Origin of the sequence: Longimicrobium sp. (assembly GCF_036280135.1) — a bacterium.
In the GTDB taxonomy this organism is placed as follows: domain Bacteria; phylum Gemmatimonadota; class Gemmatimonadetes; order Longimicrobiales; family Longimicrobiaceae; genus Longimicrobium.
The window spans coordinates 1-19,606 of sequence record NZ_DASURI010000458.1; the positions used below are offsets into that span (position 1 = coordinate 1).

General features: G+C 71.6%; 17 protein-coding genes and 1 pseudogene. 9 read left to right on the forward strand and 9 right to left on the reverse strand.

All coding sequences use genetic code 11. The features are described from left to right. The first annotated feature begins 239 nt into the window (after positions 1 to 239). The 5 genes from VFZ20_RS14755 (at position 240) to VFZ20_RS14775 (ending at position 2,629) form a co-directional block, all read left to right on the forward strand. Entirely contained in the window at positions 240 to 821 is a 582-nt protein-coding gene (locus VFZ20_RS14755) for a DUF4126 domain-containing protein (RefSeq protein ID WP_329684667.1), read from the forward strand. A 129-nt stretch (positions 822 to 950) separates the two neighbouring features. Then, positions 951 to 1,331 (forward strand): hypothetical protein, encoded by a 381-nt coding sequence (locus VFZ20_RS14760; protein WP_329684668.1) that lies wholly within the window; start codon positions 951 to 953, stop codon positions 1,329 to 1,331. A 49-nt stretch (positions 1,332 to 1,380) separates the two neighbouring features. Further along, positions 1,381 to 1,833, forward strand: a complete 453-nt coding sequence (locus VFZ20_RS14765; RefSeq protein ID WP_329684669.1) for a hypothetical protein — start codon at positions 1,381 to 1,383, stop codon at positions 1,831 to 1,833. Positions 1,834 to 2,196: 363 nt separating this feature from the next. Next, complete coding sequence (locus tag VFZ20_RS14770; protein ID WP_329684670.1) at positions 2,197 to 2,331, forward strand: hypothetical protein; 135 nt, start codon at positions 2,197 to 2,199, stop codon at positions 2,329 to 2,331. 100 nt (positions 2,332 to 2,431) lie between these two features. Beyond that, positions 2,432 to 2,629, forward strand: a complete 198-nt coding sequence (locus VFZ20_RS14775; protein ID WP_329684671.1) for a pinensin family lanthipeptide — start codon at positions 2,432 to 2,434, stop codon at positions 2,627 to 2,629. Between the two features lie 72 nt (positions 2,630 to 2,701). On the opposite strand, the gene VFZ20_RS14780 is transcribed toward VFZ20_RS14775, so the two are convergent. The 5 genes from VFZ20_RS14780 to VFZ20_RS14800 all read right to left on the reverse strand — a co-directional run bounded on the left by VFZ20_RS14780 (position 2,702) and on the right by VFZ20_RS14800 (position 10,348). Continuing rightward, positions 2,702 to 4,363, reverse strand: coding sequence for a serine hydrolase domain-containing protein (locus tag VFZ20_RS14780; RefSeq protein WP_329684672.1), 1,662 nt, complete (start codon positions 4,361 to 4,363; stop codon positions 2,702 to 2,704). A 57-nt stretch (positions 4,364 to 4,420) separates the two neighbouring features. After that, entirely contained in the window at positions 4,421 to 5,836 is a 1,416-nt protein-coding gene (locus VFZ20_RS14785; RefSeq protein WP_329684673.1) for a helix-turn-helix domain-containing protein, read from the reverse strand. A 642-nt stretch (positions 5,837 to 6,478) separates the two neighbouring features. Further along, positions 6,479 to 9,469 (reverse strand): ATP-binding protein, encoded by a 2,991-nt coding sequence (locus tag VFZ20_RS14790; RefSeq protein ID WP_329684674.1) that lies wholly within the window; start codon positions 9,467 to 9,469, stop codon positions 6,479 to 6,481. Between the two features lie 250 nt (positions 9,470 to 9,719). Further along, positions 9,720 to 9,992: a helix-turn-helix domain-containing protein gene (locus tag VFZ20_RS14795; protein WP_329684675.1), complete on the reverse strand. Its 273-nt coding sequence runs from the start codon at positions 9,990 to 9,992 to the stop codon at positions 9,720 to 9,722. Continuing rightward, a complete protein-coding gene (locus VFZ20_RS14800; protein ID WP_329684676.1) occupies positions 9,989 to 10,348 on the reverse strand; it encodes a hypothetical protein in 360 nt (119 codons plus the stop codon). The genes VFZ20_RS14795 and VFZ20_RS14800 overlap by 4 nt, the downstream gene beginning before the upstream one ends. Positions 10,349 to 10,520: 172 nt before the next feature. Between VFZ20_RS14800 and VFZ20_RS14805 the strand changes: the two genes are divergently transcribed. Then, entirely contained in the window at positions 10,521 to 11,537 is a 1,017-nt protein-coding gene (locus VFZ20_RS14805) for a D-alanine--D-alanine ligase (RefSeq protein WP_329684677.1), read from the forward strand. Between the two features lie 793 nt (positions 11,538 to 12,330). Beyond that, positions 12,331 to 14,256: a hypothetical protein gene (locus VFZ20_RS14810; protein ID WP_329684678.1), complete on the forward strand. Its 1,926-nt coding sequence runs from the start codon at positions 12,331 to 12,333 to the stop codon at positions 14,254 to 14,256. Between the two features lie 123 nt (positions 14,257 to 14,379). Here the strand turns inward: VFZ20_RS14810 and VFZ20_RS14815 are convergent, their stop codons facing one another. Further along, positions 14,380 to 14,907: a GNAT family N-acetyltransferase gene (locus VFZ20_RS14815; RefSeq protein WP_329684679.1), complete on the reverse strand. Its 528-nt coding sequence runs from the start codon at positions 14,905 to 14,907 to the stop codon at positions 14,380 to 14,382. Positions 14,908 to 15,043: 136 nt separating this feature from the next. Here VFZ20_RS14815 and VFZ20_RS14820 point away from each other — a divergent pair, with 136 nt between their 5' ends. Next, positions 15,044 to 15,856 (forward strand): hypothetical protein, encoded by an 813-nt coding sequence (locus tag VFZ20_RS14820; protein ID WP_329684680.1) that lies wholly within the window; start codon positions 15,044 to 15,046, stop codon positions 15,854 to 15,856. 460 nt (positions 15,857 to 16,316) lie between these two features. Here VFZ20_RS14820 and VFZ20_RS14825 read toward each other — a convergent pair whose 3' ends face one another. Genes VFZ20_RS14825 through VFZ20_RS14835 form a run of 3 tightly spaced genes read right to left on the reverse strand, consistent with a single transcriptional unit; the run spans position 16,317 to position 19,161 of the window. Beyond that, positions 16,317 to 17,795: a M48 family metalloprotease gene (locus VFZ20_RS14825; RefSeq protein WP_329684681.1), complete on the reverse strand. Its 1,479-nt coding sequence runs from the start codon at positions 17,793 to 17,795 to the stop codon at positions 16,317 to 16,319. Positions 17,796 to 17,851: 56 nt separating this feature from the next. Further along, positions 17,852 to 18,604: a class I SAM-dependent methyltransferase gene (locus VFZ20_RS14830; RefSeq protein WP_329684682.1), complete on the reverse strand. Its 753-nt coding sequence runs from the start codon at positions 18,602 to 18,604 to the stop codon at positions 17,852 to 17,854. After that, entirely contained in the window at positions 18,601 to 19,161 is a 561-nt protein-coding gene (locus tag VFZ20_RS14835; protein WP_329684683.1) for a GNAT family protein, read from the reverse strand. The genes VFZ20_RS14830 and VFZ20_RS14835 overlap by 4 nt, the downstream gene beginning before the upstream one ends. A gap of 196 nt (positions 19,162 to 19,357) precedes the next feature. On the opposite strand from VFZ20_RS14835, the pseudogene VFZ20_RS14840 reads away from it, so the two are divergent. Then, a pseudogene (locus VFZ20_RS14840) lies at positions 19,358 to 19,606 on the forward strand (hypothetical protein); the annotation flags it as partial.

Here is a 19,606-nt window from a genome sequence, read left to right on the forward strand (position 1 = left end):
GGCGACCGGGACCAAGCCTTCCTGCGTCTCCTGCTACGCGCCGACCGATCCGTGCATCTGCGATCCGATCAAGCTGTCCGACCTCTGCTGATCGCCGGATCGTACGCCGGACGAAGGCCGCGCCTCCGCACGGGGCGCGGCTTTTGTGCGTTGGGCCGTGTTCCCGCTGGTGCGCGACGTGCGCATCACGTGGATGGGGATGATTGTACGCTGGGGATCGAGATGACGACGATACGCTGATGGATGCCCTTTCCGCCGCCGCGTTCGGCGTGGTGCTGGCGGCCACGGCCGGTCTGCGGGCGTTTTTGCCCGTGTTCAGCGCCAGCCTGGCCGCGTGGCTCACGGACCTGCCCCTGCCCGACAACCTGATGTGGCTGGAGAAGCCGCAGACGGTGCTGATCTTTGGCGTGGCGACGCTGCTGGAGATCCTGGGCGACAAGGTGCCCCTCGTGGACCACGCGCTGGACAGCATCCAGGTGCTCACCAAGCCCGTGCTGGCGGCGCTGGCGGCCACGCCGTTCCTGTACCAGCTCGCGCCGGAGTACTCCGTGGCCATCGGCATCCTGCTGGGGGCGCCGCTGGCGCTGGGAGTGCACTCCGCCAAGGCGACGGCGCGGCTGGGAAGCACGGCGACCACGGGCGGCGTGGGCAACCCCCTCCTGAGCGTGGCCGAGGACGTGGCCGCCGTCGTCTCCATCGTCGTCGGGTTCCTGGCGCCCCTGCTGGCGCTGGTGCTGATGGCGCTCACGGTCTTCTTCATCGCGCGGCTGGCCCTGCGGGTGCGCCGGCGCAGGCGGACATCGGCGCCGCAACGGAGCTGAGCGTCCTCCCGCGGCGGGCCCGGCCGCACGTCCGCACCCCTGTCTCGCCGAGGCAGGTTCCCGGTAGATTTTGCGGACGCGCGTCCGGCCACGCATCTGCTCGCGCTGCCCCTGCGATCAAAGCCCTGGATGAAACGACTGCTGCTGATTGTCCTGGCGCTGGCGGCCGGGTGTTCGCATCCGCAACGCACCGCCCCGGAGCCGCGGGACCTGGTGTGGGTCGCCACGGTGTACACGGGCGGCGTGCAGTGCGCGCGGACGGACACGTACCGGCCGCCCAACACCGTCGAGGTGCTCCGCGGGGTCCGCGTGCCCGTGTACGGGTTCCTGCGGGAGCCGCTCCCGGTCTGCGAGGCCTGCAGCTGCCCCAGCTACTCCTCGCGGCATTACGTGCTGATCGCGCGGCGGGACGCGGACCGCGCCGCCCGCGCCGGCTACCCGCCCCGCAACCCGCCGCCGGGCGCGCTTCCCGCGGATTACTCACCGCCTCGCCAGCCCATCACGCCATGATCCGCACGCACGTTGCCCGGCCACTCCGGCTGCACCCGATTTGCGTCCGATGAACCTCCGCTTCGGCAGGGCGCGGAACGGGTGGCTGCCGACGACGCTGGAGCTCGACGGCGGCGAGACGCTGTCGTTCTACGTGTCGTACCTGCCGTACGACTTCGTCAGCGAGCTGGTGGCGGCGCTCGCGGGCGTGCTGGACGGGCCGGGGGAGCACGTCGCGCGCATCTGCGAGGAGCCCACGGAGCACGCGTGGCGGTTCCGCGCGTTCGATCCGTCCGCCGTCATCCTGGAGATCATCACGTTCCACGACGTACGCGAGCGCCGCGGCAACGTCGTGGCGCGCGCGTGGGGATCGCCGATGGACGTCGTGCTTCCGCTGTGGCGCGGGCTGCGGGAGCTGGCGAGCCGCGCCGGCGCGGAAGGCTGGCACAAGCACTGGAGCGAGCCGTTCCCCGCGGACGCGCTCGACCGGCTGACGGAGCGCATCGAGGCCGCCCGCGCGTAGCCGCCGCGTCATCCGCCGCGTCCCATCCACCGCAATCCACCGCCATCCACGGCCGAAATGCGCCATGCAGCATCCTGCTGACATCACATCGGACGATCGGACGTTTCGGGCCAAGACGGAGGGGCGCCGTGCGAAAGCGGCTCATCATGCTGCCCGGCAGCATGGAAGGCGGCGCGGAAGAGTACCCGCGCGCCACGCAGGTGATGCGCGACGCCGGTCTGCTGCCCCCGGAGCACTCCGCCTGAGCTCCTGGCTTCTCCTGCGCGTCGATTTCACATTGCATGTCTGGAATCGATAGCATACCTTCCTGGCGTCCATCCGTTTCCGGGATTCCCGGAATCACATCACGCCGAGGAGGATGCCATGAAGAAGCTCCAGCTGAACGTGGAAGAGCTCGCCGTCGAGCAGTTCGCGACCGCCGCCGCCGATGAGCGCAAGCAGGGCTACGAGGCGTCGAAGGAGTGGTCGGGCTGCAACATCTTCACCTGTTACTGCTGAGCCGGACCTCGCTCCGCCTTGAACGCGACGGCCGAAGGAGCGCGCCGCATCACCGCGGACAGGGCGGACGGATATCCATCGCAACCCGAACGGAGACACGATGAAGAAGCTGAGCCTCAAGCTGGACGACCTGCGGATCGACAGCTTTGCCACCGACGCGGCGGACGGCGAGCGCGGCACCGTGCAGGGCGCGCAGATCACGGCGGCGGGAACCTGCCTGTGCACGCGGCAGGGCTGCTACGCGCCTTCGGAGCCCGGCTACGCCACGTACGTCAACAACATCTGCATCCGCTGCTGATCCGCGGATTCGCGATCCACGGGCCGGCGGGGCGCATCTGCGCCGCGCCGGCCTTTTTGCGTCGGCGGCGGATCAGCGCAGGCGCTCGAAGCGGATGGCACGGCTGCGCGTGGTCCACGCCGTCATCGCGGTGACGCGGCCGCCGGCATCGCGCTCAAAGACGAAGAGCCAGCCATCGTCGGGCGCCTGCAGCGCGTCGCGATAGGCGGGCTCCAGCCGCATCTCCACCTCGGGGCGTGTGTACAGGACGAGCGCGTCGCCTTCGGAGCGGATGACGACACGCGCATCCGCCTCGTCGCTCGTGTACTCCCCCGCGAAGTCCGCCGGGGACGCGTCCGCGCGCCACGCGTCCACCGGCACCAGCCGCGTCGTGTCGCCCGTGGCGCGGAGGATGTGCAGCGCGCCGCGCCCGCCCTCCCCCGGCGCCAGCAGCCGCGCCTCGCGCGAGCCGTCCGCCGTGGCGAAGCGCGTGGCGGACCGGGCGACGTACGGCGCGCCGCCGTTCACGCTGAATCCGCCGGGGCGCGCCTCGACCGTGACCGGCATGGCCGTCCGCGCGTTGCGGTACAGCCCCAGCGGAGCGGCCAGCTCCGCCGCGCTCAGTGTCGTGGCCGGCACCGTCCCCATCGGAGCGACGGGAGGCGGCGGCGGGAGAAAGAGATCGGCCAGGAGGGGACCCATCTCCTCGGTGTTGATGCTGCCCGCGTTGCACAGCAGGGCCACGGATAGGCCGCGCGCCGGGTATCGGCCCAGGAAGCTGTGGTATCCGCCCGTGGCGCCCGCGTGGCTCACGGAAGGCGTGCCGCCGCGCATCCCCACGTCCAGCCCCAGCGCGTACGACGCCGCGCGGCCGCCGGCCAGGCGCCCCGGCTCCTGCATCCGCCGCGCGAAGTCGTCGCCGCCCACGGACGGAGCGTCCAGGTTGGCGTTCCACCGCAGCAGGTCCTCCACCGTCGTCAAAAGCGCGGCGTGGCCCAGCGTGTTCTCGAACGGCATGTTCAGCCGCCATCCGCCGCCCCCCATCGATCCGTACGCGTCCGCCCTGCCCCGGACGACGCCGCGAAAGTCGTCGCGCCAGCCCGTATGCGCCATCCCCAGCGGCGCAAAGAGCGCGCGGCGGGTGAACTCCGCGAACGGCATCCCGCTCACCCGCTCCACGACGATGGCCGCCAGCGTGTAGTTGGTGTTGCTGTAGAGGTACTCCGTGCCGGGCGCGAAGTTGAGCGCCCGCTGCCGCGCGGCCATCCGCAGCACGTCGCCCTGCGTATAGACGCTCGTGCCCCGCGGCCACCCGCCAATCTCCGCCACGGCGCTCCACTCGCGCAGGCCGCTGGTGTGGTTCAGCATCTGCCGCAGCGTGACGGGCGTGCCGTAGTCCGGCAGCTCCGGCAGGTACCACCGTACGTCGTCGTCCAGCGACAATCGTCCCTGTTGCGCCAGCATCAGCACGGCCGCCGCGGTGAACTGCTTGGAGACGGAGCCGGCCTCGAACACGGTGGCCGGCGTGTTGGGCGTGCCCGTCTCCAGGTTGGCCAGCCCGTACGCGCGCAGGAGCGTCGGCTGGCCGCGCCGCGCGACGCCCACCACGCAGCCGGGCGTGCTGTCCGTGTCCACCTCCGCGAAAAAACGGTCCAGGCGGGCGCGGTCCGCGACGGTATCAGGTTGGGCCGAAAGGGGCGCGGCGCACGTGAGCAGGGCGGCCGCGGCGAGGCGGCGGATGAGGCGCGAGGTCATGCGGATGAACTCCGTCCGTGAATCGTGGCCGAACGATGGATCGGCCCGGACGGTAGCTCAATCCGCCGCGTCGTGCGTCGCGATTTCGGCGGGGGCGGAGGATTGGCGGATGTTGAGACGCGCATCCGGCGGCTGGCGGCGGTACGCGGACGGCGTGACGCCCGTGTACGCCTTGAACGCGCGGTTGAAGCTGGCCTTGGAGCTGAAGCCGGCGTCGAACGCGGCGCGCAGCACGTCACCACGGCCGTCCGGGTCCGCCAGCTCGGCCGCGACGGCTTCCACGCGCATGCGGTTGATGAGCTCGTTGAACGACTGCCCCAGCCCCTCGTTCAGCGCGCGGGACAGGGTGCGCGGCGAGGTGTGCAGCCGCCGCGCGAGCACGGCCAGCGTGAGCGACTCCTCGCGCCACCACTGCGCCTGCCGCACGCGCTCGCTCCACCCCGCGCCCAGCTCCGCGTACGTGGACGAGGCCGCGTCATCCTCCGTCGCGCGCTCGTCCTTGTCCGCGGGCGTGAGATCCGGCGCGATGGGCGCGATCGCCGCCAGCGCCGGCGGAAGCGCATCCGCTCCGAACGCGTCCGTATCGGCATCGACCGGAGTCACATCGACCATGGCCGCATCGGCGCGGTCCGCAGCGCCCGGCGCGGCGGGAGCGCGATCCGAACGGGCCAGGTGCGTATCCGCCGATCCGGCGTCGATCCCGTCCGCATCCGCCGAATGAACCGCGTCCCAATCGCGCGGCAGGGGATAGGCGAGGCCGGCATGGCGCCATCCCGCCAGGGCCAGGGCGTAGACCAGGACAGCCAGCGCCAGGTAAAGCGGAAAGCGGTCCAGGTACGTCAGGCGGCGGATGAACCACTCGGTGCAGGCGTAGGCTGTCCACAGCACCAGCAATCCGCCGCACGCCAGCAGAAAGCCGCGCATCCAGCCCAGGCGCAGCTCCTCGCGGTTGCTCAGGTTCTCGTCCAGCCAGCGCTGGTAGCCGCGGTAGCGACGCCACGACGCGGCCAGGTACCCGCCGAACGAAAGGAGCGCCGCGGCCGTCTCCAGCGGCATCAGCCAGGGCTCATGGACGGCGTCGTTCCACGCCCACTTGGTCTGCAGCGGCAGCGAGAACGCGCCCGCGTAGTAGCCCAGCTGCACGGCGGGCGCGAGCAGGTGAACGGCCCAGCGGCGCGGCAGCGGCCCGTCCGTCAGGCGGCGCACGTACAGGTACACCAGCGGGCCGATGGCCAGCGTAAGCTCGAACGGAGCGAACGTGAGCCACGGATACGCGTCGTAGAATCCCGCGAAGCCGATGATGTACGGCGTGATGCGCAGGACCATCACCAGCAGCAGCGCCGCCAGCAGCCGGTTGGCCGTGGCGTTGCGGCGGGTGCCGGCCAGCAGCGTGGCCAGCACCAGCGCCTGGAACGCGCCCAGCAGCAGGCTGATGCTGCGCGCGCGGAACTCGATCGTGGGCGGATCGATCATGCGGAGGGGACAGCGGGAGGGTTTCCAAGCTTTGCACAAAGCTGCGCGCGTGGCCTCTCCACCGCAACGCCGCCGTCCGTCCTGGCCGTCTTTTCCCGATCGCGATCAGGTGGATGCTCTGCCCCGGCGGATCTCCGCGCCCGACGCCGACACCATGCCTCCCCAAAAAACGTGGATGCCGTCCCCTCGCCGAAAGCAGCCCCTCTACCAAGGGACGCCGTCCTCCTGCTAATTCCTCCGGTCCGCGACCGGCCGTCGCGCGGCAGAGACCCTGCGCTTCCAAACCTGCCCGATCCCCGGACGGCCGGCGAGCAGCAAGAAACCGACGCTTCCAACCTCCCCCAGGGGTTATTGGGGGAGGTGCGAGCCTAAGCGAGCGGAGGGGGCGCCCGCGCGAAGCCGGCTCACACGCCTGGAATTCGCTTACCGCTTTGCGGGCAAGATCCTTCGTCGCCGCCACGGTCCGCGCACCAGCGGGCATCACGCGGCGGCTCCTCAGGATGACGATGCGGGGCGTGGTGATGACGAAGCCCCGCCCGCGAACCCACGTGGTTGACGCTTCTCGCATCGCGAGGTGGATCCGCTACCGCGCATCCCTCCCGTACCTTCGTACCCTCGTACCTCGTACCCTCGTACCGTCTTCTATACGGCGGGCAGCGTGAGCGTGAAGGTGCTGCCCACGCCGGGCTCGCTCTCCGCCGTCAGGTCGCCACCCATGCCGCGCGCCAGGTCGCGGCTGATGGCCAGCCCCAGCCCCGTGCCCTCCGCCGTGCGCGTGAGGTCCGCCCGCACCTGCACGAACGGCTCGAAGATGCGGTCCATCTGGTCCGCCGCGATCCCGATCCCCGTGTCGCGCACCCGCACCGCCACCCGCTCCCCGTCCGCCTCGCACGACAGTTCCACGCGCCCGCCGCGGTCCGTGAACTTGACCGCGTTGGAGAGCAGGTTCACCAGGATCTGCCGCACCTTTTCCGGGTCCGCCCGCACGGCCAGCGTGGGCGGGCACGGCGCCACGGACAGCTCCACCCCCTTGGACTGCGCCTGCGGGGCCACCAGCGCCTCGGCGCCGGCCAACGCGTCGCGCACGCGCACGTCGGCCACGTCGTAGTGCACGGAACCCGTCTCCAGCCGCGCGTAGTTCAGCACCTCGTTGATCAGGCCCAGCAGGTGGCGCTGGCTCGTCTGCACACGGGCCAGGGCCTCGCGCTGCTGCGGGGTGACGGGGCCGTGGATGCCCATCTCCATCAGCTCCGCGTACCCGCCGATGGCGTTGAGCGGCGTGCGCAGCTCGTGGCTCATCACCGCCAGGAACTCGCTCTTGGCGCGGTTGGCGCGCTCCGCCTCGGCGCGGGCGGCGTGCTCGGCCTCGAACAGGCGGGCGCGCTCCACGGCCAGGGCCGCCTGCCGCCCCAGCGCCTCCAGGAACGCGCGCTCCTCGGGCGAGAACGCGCGCGTGCCCTCCCACGCAAAGCTGATCACGCCCACCGTCTCGCCCGCCGCCACCAGGGGGACGAACGTCGCGGACGATACGCCCAGCCGGTCCCACACGGGCGCGATGACGGGGTACCGCGCGTCCAGCCCCTCCGGCCCCTCGCGCGTCTCGATCCAGACGGGCGCCTGCGTGCGGAAGCATTCCACCAGGGGGCTGCGCAGGGAGAACCCCTGCCGCTGCACGCCCGCGCGCACCGGGTCGGGAAAGCCGATGGTGCGCAGCAGCACCAGCGACTCGCCCTCCGGGTCGCGCCCGGCCAGGGCGCCCGTGCGCGCGCCCAGGGCCACCACCAGGTCGGCCACCACCACCGTGGCCACGTCATCCAGGGTGCGCGCGCTGGCCAGGGCCGCCGTGAGCGACTGCAGCCGCTCGGCGCGGTCGCGGGCCCGCTCCGTCTCGCGCTGGGCACGCACCTGCTCCGTGTTGTCGGTGCCGTGCGCCACGATCCCGGAGCGCGTGCCGTCCGCCTCCGTCAGCGGCACGTACGCAAGGTCGATGATGCGCTCCTCCGGCGGCGCGCCGGGCGTGCGCGCCAGCGTCACGGGCAGCCCGCGCCCCAGGAACGGCTCGCCCGTGGACAGCACGCGCTCCAGCAGCGCCTCGAACCCCTGCCCCCGTGCCTCCGGCACCGCCTCGAAAAGGGGCCGCCCCGCCACGTCGCGGTCGCCCACCAGGCGCAGGAACGCCTCGTTCACCAGCTCCAGCACGTACTCCGGCCCGCGCAGCACCGCCATGAACGCGGGGGCGCGGCGGATGACGTCCACCAGCCGCGCGCGCTGCACCTCCAGGGCGGCCAGCAGCCCTTCGCGCTCCAGCTCGGCCTGCTTGCGCGCCGTGATGTCGCTGAACAGCACGGCCACCCGCCGCTCCTGGGGCGCGCCGATGCGGAACGCGTTCACGTCGAACCACCGCTCCAGGGGCGCCGCGTGGCTCTCGAACCGCGTGGGCCGGCCCGTGCGCGCCACCTCGCCGTAGCGCTCCACCCACGCCGGCTCCAGGTCCGGCACGAGCTCGCGGACGGTGCGGCCCAGGGCGTCGCGCATCCCCGTCTGCCGCTCGAACGCGGGGTTGATCTCCACGTAGCGAACGTCCACGGCCCGGTCCGCGTCGTCAAAGATCACCTCCAGCACGCAGAACCCCTCGTCCATGGTGGCGAACAGGGCGCGGTAGCGCTCCTCGCCGGCGCGGATGCGGGCCTCGGCCAGGCGCTCGTCCGTCACGTCGCGGTTGGTGCCCATGAGCGAGACGGGCCGCCCGGCGCCGTCCGTGATCACCCGCGCGCGCGAGGCCACGTACCGCACGCTCCCGTCCGGGTGCACCACGCGGTACTGCAGGTCGAAGGGGCCGCCCGCCGCCATCCCCGCCGCGGCGGCGGCCTGCGTGGGCGCCACGTCGTCGGGGTGGATGGAGGCCATCTGCGCGGCGGCCACGTCCTCCAGGTACCCCGCCGGCAGGCCCACGATGGCGGCCCCGCGCTCGTCCATGTGGCCGCCGCCCGTGGCCAGGTCCCACGTCCACGTCCCCAGGTCCGCCACGTCCAGGGCCAGCCGCAGCCGGGTCTCGCCCGCGCGCAGGGCCTGCTCGGCGCGGGCGCGCTCTACGGCGTCCCACGTGCGCTCGGCCACGGCCTCCAGCAGGGCCAGCTCGTCCGCCGTCCACGCGCGGGCGTGCTGGTGGTGCATGAAGAGCACGGCCACCAGCCCGCCGTCCTTGTGCAAGGGCACGTTCACCGTGGAGCCCAGCTGCAGCACCGCGTGCGCCTCCTTTTCGGCGTCCGTGAGCGACGGGTCGTTGGCCACGTCGGCGCGGACGACAGTGCGCCCCTCGTTGAAGGCGCGGAGGAGCTCGGGGCCGTAGTCGTCGTAGCGGTAGCGGCCCTCGATGCCGGGCACGCCGTCCGTGTAGTTGCGGGTGACGACGATGGTGTCGCCGTCCGGCTGGGCCTCGGCGTAGCCCACGCGGCTGGCGCCCAGGTGCTCGCCCAGGGTGCGCGCGGCCTGGAACTGGATCTCCGCGGGGTCCAACAGGGGCCGCAGCCGGTCGTTGAGCTCCAGCAGAAAGCCGGCGAACGGGTCCGCCGCACGGCCCCGCGCGGAGCCGTCCGCGGGCGACGGGGGATGGATGGGGTCTCGGGCCGTCACGGTGGATGCTTCGTCTCGCTGGGGGCGTACGGTCCGGGTGCGGCGCGCTGGACGTGCGGTCGCGCGGCGCGGGGTGGGATGCCAGTCTATCCGCGTGTCCCCGCGGGTGAAAGGGATCGCCGTCGCTGAAAGAATCGCGCCCGTGCGCAGCGCGTTCTACATAAACGAAGATCGCTCCTCAGATGCGCATGCACGAGGAGCAGGACAGGTCAGGAATGTTGTTGTCAGGCCGAGTACAGCTCGATTTCGCTTACTTCTTGTCGAACGCGGCGCTCAACAGGGCTAGGAGGGCCATCGCCACGCCTGCGGTCACCAGCAGATTGGATACTTCACTGCCGATCTGCTGCTTCGCCTTACCCGCTTTGCCGAACGAGTCGAGCAAAGCGGCTTGATGTGGTGTCGGGGCCAACACGCTGCGCTCCCACTTGGAAACAGTAAGCGGGTGGACCCCGAGCAGTTGTGCGAGCTGCACCTGTGACAGCCCTAGTTGAGTGCGGATGGCGTGAACTTCAGGACCGGTCATTCTCCCACGGCTTTTGCGATGAAGAAGAAAGCGCCGATGCCGAGCGCCAGTTTGCCATACGGAGTCTCATGCATCAGGTGCGCCAGCGCGGGGCCCACCCCAGCCGCGGGATCGTGCTGGTCACGATGAACAACACGCGTTCCATTAGCGAACTCGTGCACGTGGATTCGGCTGCCGTCCGCCAGCGACATCCCCCAGTCCTTCACCTGCCCGACAGGATGAGCGAACGGAAGCGCCATAAATCCCACCTCTTGCGGGGGTGCAAGCGAACCGGGTGCGAAGATCTTGGCCCCGCTGGTCAGGCTCGTCCAATTCACGCCCAGCCAGTAAGCCCAGCGGTCCTTCGCTTGCTGCATTCGCCACGCGTCCACGTTCCACGTTACCATAGGTGTGCTCCAGAAGAGGGGACTTAGCTACGTACTATGCCATATACTAAGCTCAGGCTAATCAAAGGTCAAGGATTTCGTTTTGACGAGCCAGGAGTAGCCTGATCTCTCACCCACCATCGGGGACAAAAGCGAGGCGCGCATGCGGGTGGCGGTGCTGTTCGGGGGAACGAGCGCGGAACGGGACGTGTCCATCGCCAGCGGCGCGCAGGTGCTCAACGCGCTGCGCCAGGCGGGGCACGAGGTAGTCGCCGTCGACACGGCGCGAGGAGTGCTGGCGCCCGCGGACGAGCAGCGCCTGCTGACGGCCGGCGTGGCGCCCGCGCCCCCGGACGAGGCGGAGCTCTCCGTCATCCGCGCCGGCGCCACGTCGCCGCTGCCGGCGGCCAGCGAACTGGGCGACATCGACGTGGTGTTCCTCACCCTGCACGGCGGCACGGGCGAGGACGGCACCATCCAGGCGTTGCTGGACATGACGGGCATCCCCTACGTGGGCAGCGGCCACGCGGCCAGCGCCACGGCCATGGACAAGGACCTGTCCAAGCGCCTGTTCCGCGTCGCCGGCGTGCCCACGGCGGACTGGATGATGGCCCCCGCCGAGGCGGCGGAGGTGGAGGCCACCCTGGGCTTTCCCGTCGTCGTCAAGCCCAACAAGCAGGGCTCCACGGTGGGGCTCACGGTCGTCCGCGCGGCCGATGCGCTGCGGCCCGCCATCGACGAGGCGTTCCGCCACGACGACGAGGTGATGCTGGAGCGCTTCGTTCCCGGGCGCGAGCTCACCTGCGGCATCCTGGCGGACGAAGCGCTGGGTGTGGGCGAAATCGTCTCCGGGGGCGAGGTGTTCGACTACGCCAGCAAGTACCAGGAGGGCGGCGCGCGCGAGATCTTTCCCGCGGACCTCACGGCCGAGCAGACCCGGACGATCCAGGCGTTGTCCCTGCGCGCGCACCGGGCGCTCAAGCTGGAGGGCTTCAGCCGGGTGGACTTCCGGATGGATGCCGACGGCGGGCTCTGGTGCCTGGAGGTGAACACGCTTCCGGGGATGACGCGCACGAGCCTGCTGCCGCAGTCCGCCGCGGCCGTGGGGATCAGCTTTCCGGAGCTGTGCGACCGCATCTGCCGGCTGGCGCTGGAGCGGCACGGGCGGCGGCGGCGCTAGGGAACTGCAGGGAATAGGGAACAGGGAATAGGGAATAAGGAATAGCGGGCAACGGCAAACCTGGCTTCTCCTCGACTCCCCACGAGGATGCGTCATCCGGATGCCGATTGCGGGCTGATCCGGTCGGGCCGTTCCCGGGCCGGAGCGAATGATTGCCGGTTGCGGATCTGATCCGGCAAGGCCGTCCCTCAGCCGGAGCGAATGAATTCACCGCTGGAAAGTCGCGAAGTCCGCCTGCGCGGACTGCCCCAGCACGGGCAGCGCCACGTGCACCGGGGCGGCCTTGGGAGGCTGGAACGCGGCCTGTGTGCACAAGGGCGGCGCGCGGCAGGAGCTGTCGGCGAAGGCCGACATCGCAGTCAGAGCCGCGAATTCATTCGCCGGGGCTGGGACGCCGCGAATATCGACTCCAGATCCGCACCGGCATCATTCGCCGGGGCTGGGGCCTCGCGACGCCGATTCAGATCCGCGACTGCCATCCAGGATGACGCAGCGCGGGATGCATCGAGCCCCCCTTCCGAAAAGCGGCGCGGATGAGCATCGCGGCCGTCCAACCTCCCCCAGGGGTTTTGGGGGAGGTGGGTGAGCTCCGCGAGCCCGGAGGGGGCGCTCGCGCGAGGCCTGCCATCCGATCCGGGATCAGCGATCCGCCGCGGCTTCGTTACATCCGGATCCAGACGTTTGCTTGCGGAGCGGCGGATCGACGCACGATCATCCACGCCAGCAGTCTTCCCCGCGGATGTCGGCGCCGTCGGTCTTCATCCCTCCTCGTTATCTCCGCGCGCATCTCATCATGAACAATCAGCTCCTCGGGACCGTCCAGTCCGGCGGCACGGACCACGTTCTGCCACTCGCCGGCGCCACGGTCACCCTCTACGCCGCCTCGCCCGACGCGCCCGCCGTCATCGGCACGGCGGTGACGGACGGACGCGGACGGTTCTCCATCGACCGCCCCGAATCGGCCAGCGGCGCCATCCACTACGCCACCGCCGGCGTGGGCGGGTCCGTGCTGCTGGCGGCCGTCATCGGCCCGAAGGTGACGGGAGAGATCGTCATCAACGAGCTCACCACCGTGGCGGCGGTGTACAGCATGGCGCAGCTCACCCATGACGGCGCCATCCAGGGCAGCCCGCTGCCGCTGCGCGTCGCCGCCGGGATGAGCGCCAACCTGGCGGACGTGCGCACGGGCGAGCCGTCCATCGTCCTGCGCACGTCGCCCAACGCGGACGAGACCATCGGCCTGCGCTCCCTTCGCGCCCTGGGCAACCTGCTCGCCGGGTGCGTCCGCCGCGTCCCCGGCGCCACGTACAACCTGCTGGCGCTCACCACGCCGCCCGGGGGCACGCCCGCGGCCGACACCTTCCAGGCCCTGGGCCGGCTGGCGCGCGACCCGGCGCACAACGTGGCCGGCCTCTACGGGCTGGCGCGCGCGGCGGAGGTGTTCACGCCGGCGCTGACCACGCCGCCGGACGCGTGGACGCTGGCCGTGAAGGTGAACGACACGGGGAGCGACGACCACCTGTTCGGCGGGCCGGCCAACGTGGCGTTCGATGCCAACGGATACGCGTGGATCGCAAACAACGTGGTGCAGGGCACGCCCAACTCGGGCAACTTCATCGTGGTGCTGCGGCCCGACGGCACGCCCGCGGACGGCACGGACGGCGAGCCCCGGTCCCCGGTGACGGGCGGCGGGCTGATCGGGCCGGGATGGGGCATCACCATCGCGCCGGATGGGCACGTGTGGGTGGGCAACTTCGGATGGGGCGATCCAACGGAGTACTACCCCGTGGACGGCACCGTCTCGGAGTTCCTCCCCGACGGCACGCCCGTCTCGCCGGACGCGGGATACGGTGGCGGCACCAACCGCGTGCAGGCCATCGAGGCGGACGCGGCCGGCAACGTCTGGACGGCCAATTTTGCCGGCGGCAACGTCGTCGTCTTCCCGGGCGGCGATTCCACGCAGGCCATCCAGGGGCCCGCGGGCACCAACCCGTTCGGCGTGGCCTTCGCGAGCGACGGGACGGCGTGGGTGAGCAACAGCGGCGGGCTGGGATGGCCCACGGTGGACGAGGGGAGCGTCACGCACCACCAGATCAGCGCCGACGGCACGTCCGTCGACCTGCTGCAGAGCATTCCCCTGGGCTCCGCGTGCAAGGTGATCCAGGTGGATTCGCTGGGGAACGTGTGGCTGGCGTCCGGCGGGGACAGCACGGTCTACCTGATCACGCCGGACGGGGAGCTCGCGGGCGCGTTCACCGGCGTGGGCGGGATGGATGCGCCGTGGGGGCTGGCCATCGACGGGCACGACCACGTGTGGGTGGCCAACTTTGGGCGGATGGGGCTGGGCAGCAACTACACCCGCGCGGCGCTCACGCGGCTGGCGGGCGCCAACCCGGCCACGCGGCCGGAGGGGATGCTCACGGGCCATCCGCTCACGCCGCACACGGGCTACACGCTGCCCAGCGGCGGCGACCCGGTCCTGCTGCGCACGGGCACGCCGCTGTACGGCCCCGACGGCCAGCCCTGCTACAGCCCGCTCATGCGGCAGACCAGCTGCGTGATCGACGCGGCGGGCAACGTGTGGGTGGTGAACAACTGGAAGCCCGACTTCACGACGGACTTTCCCACATACACGGGCAATCCCGGCGGCGACGGCCTGGTGATCTTCGTGGGCTTGGCGCCGCCGCGCGTGCATCCCACCGCCGCGACGAACCCCTGAACTGCAGGGAAAACCAACAAATTTTCTCACGCAGAGGGAGCAGAGGCAGCAGAGTACTTCAGTCCGCGCAGGACCGGGGTACTCTGCTGCCTCTGCTCCCTCTGCGTGAAAATGCAGTTGTCTTCAGGACCGCGGGCGCTCGTACAGGGTGACGTCGGTCTCCTTGTACGTCGTGCGCGCGAACTCGCGATAGCCGCACTTCTCCGCCACGCGGATGGAGGCGGCGTTCGCGGGCGTGATCATGCACACGCTGCGCGGCGCGTCCAGGTGCGCGTCCGCCCAGGCGACGACGGCGCGGACGGCTTCCGTGCCCAGGCCCCGGCCCTGCGCCCACGTCGCCAGCGCCCACCCCGCCTCGGGCGCGCCCGCCAGCGACGGCGTGATGTCGCGCCGGAAGTCCGCCAGCCCCGCCTCGCCCACGAAGCGGTCCGTCCCGCGCTCGCGGATCACCCAGTATCCAAAGCCCACCATGGGCCACAGGCCCACGTTGCGCAGCAGCCGCGCCCACGTCTCCTCCGCCGTGGACGGCCGGCCGCCGCCGATCTGCTGGACGACGGCCGGATCGGCCCACATCGCCACGCAGTCGTCCAGGTCGGCCAGGGTGTGCGCGCGAAGAACCAGGCGCTCGGTTTCGATCGTCGGTGCAAGCATGCGCTCAGACTACACGCGCGCGCCGTCCCTCGCCAGCGCGGCGGTGGCGCGCGGGGCGGCGCGGCACCAGTTTCTCCGCCGGAACGCGGTGAATTCCTACGAAACCGGCAGGGGATCGGTGTTGAAGAAGGGGACGATGACGATCATCCGGGCGGCCGCGGCGCTCGTGGCCCTGCCCGTGGCGGCGTCCGCGCAGCTGCGGCCGCTGGAGCCGTTCGAGTGGCGGATGTTCGACGACGGACGGACGGTGTCGGCGCAGGTGGGCGGCGGATGGTTCCAGGACCAGCGCGCGTCGCTCGCGGGGACGGAGGGCACACTGGTGGAGGCGGGCAACGTTCGCGCGTTCTGGCGCACGGGCCGCGTGGTGCTCGAGGCCGGCGGCACCGTGCAGCGCCGGTTCGACGAGGAGTCGCGCTTCGCCCCCGCCGAGCCCGGCGTGCAACCCGCGGACGACGGCGAGCGCCACGACGCGGGCGACTACCGCGTGCTCACGACCGTCCGGCTGACGAACGAGGGCGCGCCCGTGGCCGCCGCCCTGCGCTTTGGCGCGCGGCTGCCCACGACGGACAACGCCGTGGGGCTGGATCGCGACGCCACGGACTTTTTCGCGACGGTCGGCGGGCGGGCGGTGCGGGGGCGGATGGCAGTGCAGGCAGAGGCCGGCGTGGGCATCTTCGGCACGCGGCAGACGGCGTTCGAGCAGGACGACCTGCTGATCTACGCCCTCCGCGCCGAGTACGACGGCGGCGTCATCGACCCCATGCTCACGGTGGTGGGCCAGCAGGTGGGCAGCGGACACCGCGAGATCCGCGGCAACGAGTCGCTGGGCGAGGTTCGCCTGGGCGCCCGCGCAGGCGGACGCCGATGGCTGCTGGCGGAAGCCGTGGCCGGCTACACGGACTTCAGTCCCAGCCTGGGCGTGCTCGTCTCCGCCGGGATGGACTGGTAGCATCCCGAGCGGCGTCATCCCGAGCAGGCTGCCAAACCTGCTGCCTTTCAACGGAACCAGAGAGCGTCATCCTGAGGGAGCGCCGCGCGTAACGTGAATGCGCTCAGGACGTTGGCGCGACCGAAGGATCTTGTGTGCGAAACTCGGGGGTGGCCTTCGTGCACGAGAGCAGGGGCGGAGCTTTGCGGGCAAGATCCTTCGTCGCCGCCATGGATCCGGCACGGGACGGATCGCGCGGCGGCTCCTCAGGATGACGCGTCTGTCGCACGTGCCCGAGAATAACCGGGTGTGCCAAAACAACGCGCGCCGCGGACTCGCCACCGCGCACCACACCTCGTTCGAAGTCTACGCCCTCTCCCGCGCAGTTCGCGGGAGAGGGCCGCGAGGAACGAGCGGGGTGAGGGCCTCGAGCGGGGTGAGGGCCTCGAGCGGGGTGAGGGCCTCGAGCGGGGTGAGGGCCCTACCCCGGCAGCTTGAGCACCGTCCCGGCCGGGATCACGGCGTCCACCGACACGCCGTTCAGGATGGCGAGCGCCTCCAGGTCCATCCCGGCCGGGATGAACCGCGGGTCCACCACGTCCGCGAACCGCTGCGCGCGCTCCGTCGTCATCACCACCAGCCGCACGGGCGCCACGTCCAGCAGCCCCGGGTCCGACACCGCGCGAAAGCCGCGCGTCATCTCGCCGATGCCGTACTGCAGCTCCGCGTTGTACGCCGAATGCGAGATGCCGGCGAAGCGGACCACATGGCCGCCGTGCTCCAGCCAGTAGCCCGTCACCTGGTACGACGATCCGCCGGAGTCCATCGCCCCGTCCACCCGCGCGCCGGGAAACCCGTTCATGTTCGTGCGATACGACGACGCGCCGGCCAGCCCGTTCTCGTGGACGAACACGCGCGCGGCCACGTCCGCCGTGGGATGCCGTGAGCGGGCCGCGAGCTCCACCCGCACGCCGTCGCCCGCGCGCGGCCGCAGCACCACCTGCCGCCCCTGCCGATCCACCGTCCAGTCCGCCGGGACGGGAAAGCGAAAGCCGCCCGCCGGGTGGTAGAACCAGCCCGCCATCTCGTACCCCTGCCGCGGATCCTGCCCCAGCGTGATGCCGTCGATGCGCGCCAGGTACGCCTCGCGCTCCACCCGCTCGCCGTCGAAGCCCAGCGCCACCCAGTCCGCGGCCATCTGCGCCACCGTCTCCCCGCGCCGGCCCGGGTCCGGGTGGGTGGAGAGAAAGCCGGGGATGCGGCCCGCGCGCGCCTGCAGCCGTTCCAGCCCGCTGAAGAACGCCGCGCCCTCCGCCGCGCGGTAGCCGGCCATGGCGGCGTACTCCACGCCCAGGCGGTCGCTCTCGCGCTCGTCGTCGCGGCTGTAGCGAAACAGCATGAGCTGCGCGGCCACGGCGCCCACGTCGCCGATCTCGTCCCCCGCACCGGCCAGCTCCTCGCCCAGGAGACCGGCGCCCAGCAGCGCGGCCGTCATCAGCCCGCCCTCCAGCGCGTTCTGCGAGCCGTGGCGGGCGGCCACGTGCGCGATCTCGTGCCCCAGCACCACGGCCAGCTGCGCCTCGTTCTCCAGGTGCGCCAGCATGCCGCGCGTCACGTAGACGTATCCGCCCGGCAGGGCGAACGCGTTGACCGCCTCCGTGTCCAGCACGCGGAATACGAACTTGGCCGTCCGGTACTCCGGCAGGGCGTCGTCGCGGCGCAGATGGCTCACGGCGAGCACGTCGTTGCCCACGCGCCGCACGTAGTCCTGCAGCGCGTCGTCGTCGTACGTGCCGTACTGCGCCGTGATCTGCCGGTCCACCGCGCGCCCCAGCCGCACCTCCTGCTCCCACGAGTACGCGTACGCCCGCTTTCGTCCCGTAACCGGGCTCATGGAGACGGCGCACGCCCCCAGCGCGAGGGCCAGGAGGGGCAGCAGACGGCGGACGTGGACTCGCATCGTGGATCTAAGGAGGTGGATCGATGTCGGCGCGGCGGATGTGCGACGGATGCGGATCAGCCGCCGCCCGCCGCCGGTGCCGGTGCGCCGAATTCCGGGCGGCGGGCGACGTACAGGCCGCGGCCCGTGAGCCCGTGCGGATCGTGCTCCACCACCTCCAGGCCGGCGGCGGCAAAGGCGTCCCGCATCTGCCCGTCGGCAAAGAGGCCCAGCAGGTGGCGCTCCTCCCAGTGCTCCACCCCCTCCGGCCGGCCCACCAGGAAGCTGAAGACGAGCACGGACAGGTCGCCGTCGTAGTCGCTGCGGACGATGCGCGCCACCTTGAGCTCCGCCGACTCGCTCGCGTCCAGGCGCAGGGTGCCCGGGCGAAAGACGTCCGGCGTGAGCCACGGCTCCACCACCACCACGCCGCCCGGCCGCAGGTGCCGCGCGAAGCCGGCGACCGTGCGCCGAAGCGCATCCTCCGTCCGCACGTAGCCGATGGCGCTGAACAGGCAGACGACGGCGTCGAACGCGCGGCCCAGGTCAAAGTCCGTCATGTCGCCGCGGTGGAACGTGGCGTCCGGGTACCGTTCCGCCGCGATGCGCAGCAGCCCCTCGTCCAGGTCCAGCCCCTCGATGCGGTAATGATCGAGGAAGTGCGCCACGTGGCCGCCCGTGCCGCATCCCACGTCCAGCAGGGCGTTTCCGCCGGAGCGCAGGTGCGCCTGGATGCGCACGTGGACGTGCGCCGCCTCGTCCGCGTACGGCTTGCCGCCGTAGACCAGGTCATAGAAGTCCGCGGACCGCGCGTACGCCGAATCGCTCATCCCCCGCCCTCCCGTTCGGCGGACGGGGACCAGTCCGCCCGCGTCATCCCGAAGATCAGCACGTCCCAGTACTGGTCCTTGAACCACTGGTGGTCGCGCAGGCACGCCTCCTGGCGCAGGCCGGCCTTGCGCAGCACGCGGGCGCTGGCCTCGTTGTCCGCCACGCAGTGCGCGTGGATGCGCTCCACGCCCCACTCGCCGAACCCCAGGTCGATCATGGCGCGGGCAGCCTCCGTGGCGTAGCCGTGGCCCCAGTGCGCGGGCGCCAGCTCGTAGCCCATGTCCGCCACGGGGTCGTCGGCCGTGTCGCGCCGCAGCCCCACGTTGCCGATGAGCTCGCCCGTGTCCGCGAGGGTGACGGCCAGCTGGGCCTTGGCGCGCGGCTGTTCGCCCTGCCACAGGATGAACGTGTAGACGATGGCCTGCGCCTGCCGCTCCGTGACCCCGTCGCGGTCGTAGAAGCGCAGGTATCGCGGATCCTGCTGATACGCGTGCGTGGCCGCCCAATCGTCGGCGGTGAACTCGCGGAGAACCAGGCGCGGCGTGCGAAGGATCACGGGCGGGCATCGCGTGAGGGGAAACCGTGCAGGCGATGGCCAAAGATGATGGCCGCCGCTCCCGTCCGCAAACCCGCGCCTCGCTCGATCCGCCTCACCGGACGGGCAGAGCCGGACGGAGCGGACAACGGCGGAACGGTGGATGCGGAGCGTCGGCGGCTCGCCGTCACATCGACCGGAACCGCGTCCGCACGGGATGGAATACTCCGACCGCACCCTGAACTCCATGCGCCGGCTGCTGCTGGCGGCCGGCCTGCTCACCCCGTGGCGCGTGCCCCTGCGCGGCGACCCGTCGCCGGGCGACCTGCGCCAGTCCACGGCGTTCTATCCGCTCGTGGGCCTGATCGTGGGGCTGCTGCCCGCGGGCGCGCTGCTGCTGCCGCTGCCGCCCCTGCCCCGCGCGGCCCTGGCGCTGCTCGCGTGGACGGTGGCCGGCGCCGCGGCG

Excerpts from the sequence above, each read along its gene's own strand:
- VFZ20_RS14755 (WP_329684667.1), top strand. The coding sequence starts at position 240 with ATGGATGCCCTTTCCGCCGCCGCGTTCGGCGTGGTGCTGGCGGCCACG.
- VFZ20_RS14760 (WP_329684668.1), top strand. The coding sequence starts at position 951 with ATGAAACGACTGCTGCTGATTGTCCTGGCGCTGGCGGCCGGGTGTTCG.
- VFZ20_RS14765 (WP_329684669.1), top strand. The coding sequence starts at position 1,381 with ATGAACCTCCGCTTCGGCAGGGCGCGGAACGGGTGGCTGCCGACGACG.
- VFZ20_RS14770 (WP_329684670.1), top strand. The coding sequence starts at position 2,197 with ATGAAGAAGCTCCAGCTGAACGTGGAAGAGCTCGCCGTCGAGCAGTTC.
- VFZ20_RS14775 (WP_329684671.1), top strand. The coding sequence starts at position 2,432 with ATGAAGAAGCTGAGCCTCAAGCTGGACGACCTGCGGATCGACAGCTTT.
- VFZ20_RS14780 (WP_329684672.1), bottom strand. The coding sequence starts at position 4,363 with ATGACCTCGCGCCTCATCCGCCGCCTCGCCGCGGCCGCCCTGCTCACG.
- VFZ20_RS14785 (WP_329684673.1), bottom strand. The coding sequence starts at position 5,836 with ATGATCGATCCGCCCACGATCGAGTTCCGCGCGCGCAGCATCAGCCTG.
- VFZ20_RS14795 (WP_329684675.1), bottom strand. The coding sequence starts at position 9,992 with ATGACCGGTCCTGAAGTTCACGCCATCCGCACTCAACTAGGGCTGTCA.
- VFZ20_RS14800 (WP_329684676.1), bottom strand. The coding sequence starts at position 10,348 with ATGCAGCAAGCGAAGGACCGCTGGGCTTACTGGCTGGGCGTGAATTGG.
- VFZ20_RS14805 (WP_329684677.1), top strand. The coding sequence starts at position 10,521 with ATGCGGGTGGCGGTGCTGTTCGGGGGAACGAGCGCGGAACGGGACGTG.
- VFZ20_RS14810 (WP_329684678.1), top strand. The coding sequence starts at position 12,331 with ATGAACAATCAGCTCCTCGGGACCGTCCAGTCCGGCGGCACGGACCAC.
- VFZ20_RS14815 (WP_329684679.1), bottom strand. The coding sequence starts at position 14,907 with ATGCTTGCACCGACGATCGAAACCGAGCGCCTGGTTCTTCGCGCGCAC.
- VFZ20_RS14820 (WP_329684680.1), top strand. The coding sequence starts at position 15,044 with ATGACGATCATCCGGGCGGCCGCGGCGCTCGTGGCCCTGCCCGTGGCG.
- VFZ20_RS14825 (WP_329684681.1), bottom strand. The coding sequence starts at position 17,795 with ATGCGAGTCCACGTCCGCCGTCTGCTGCCCCTCCTGGCCCTCGCGCTG.
- VFZ20_RS14830 (WP_329684682.1), bottom strand. The coding sequence starts at position 18,604 with ATGAGCGATTCGGCGTACGCGCGGTCCGCGGACTTCTATGACCTGGTC.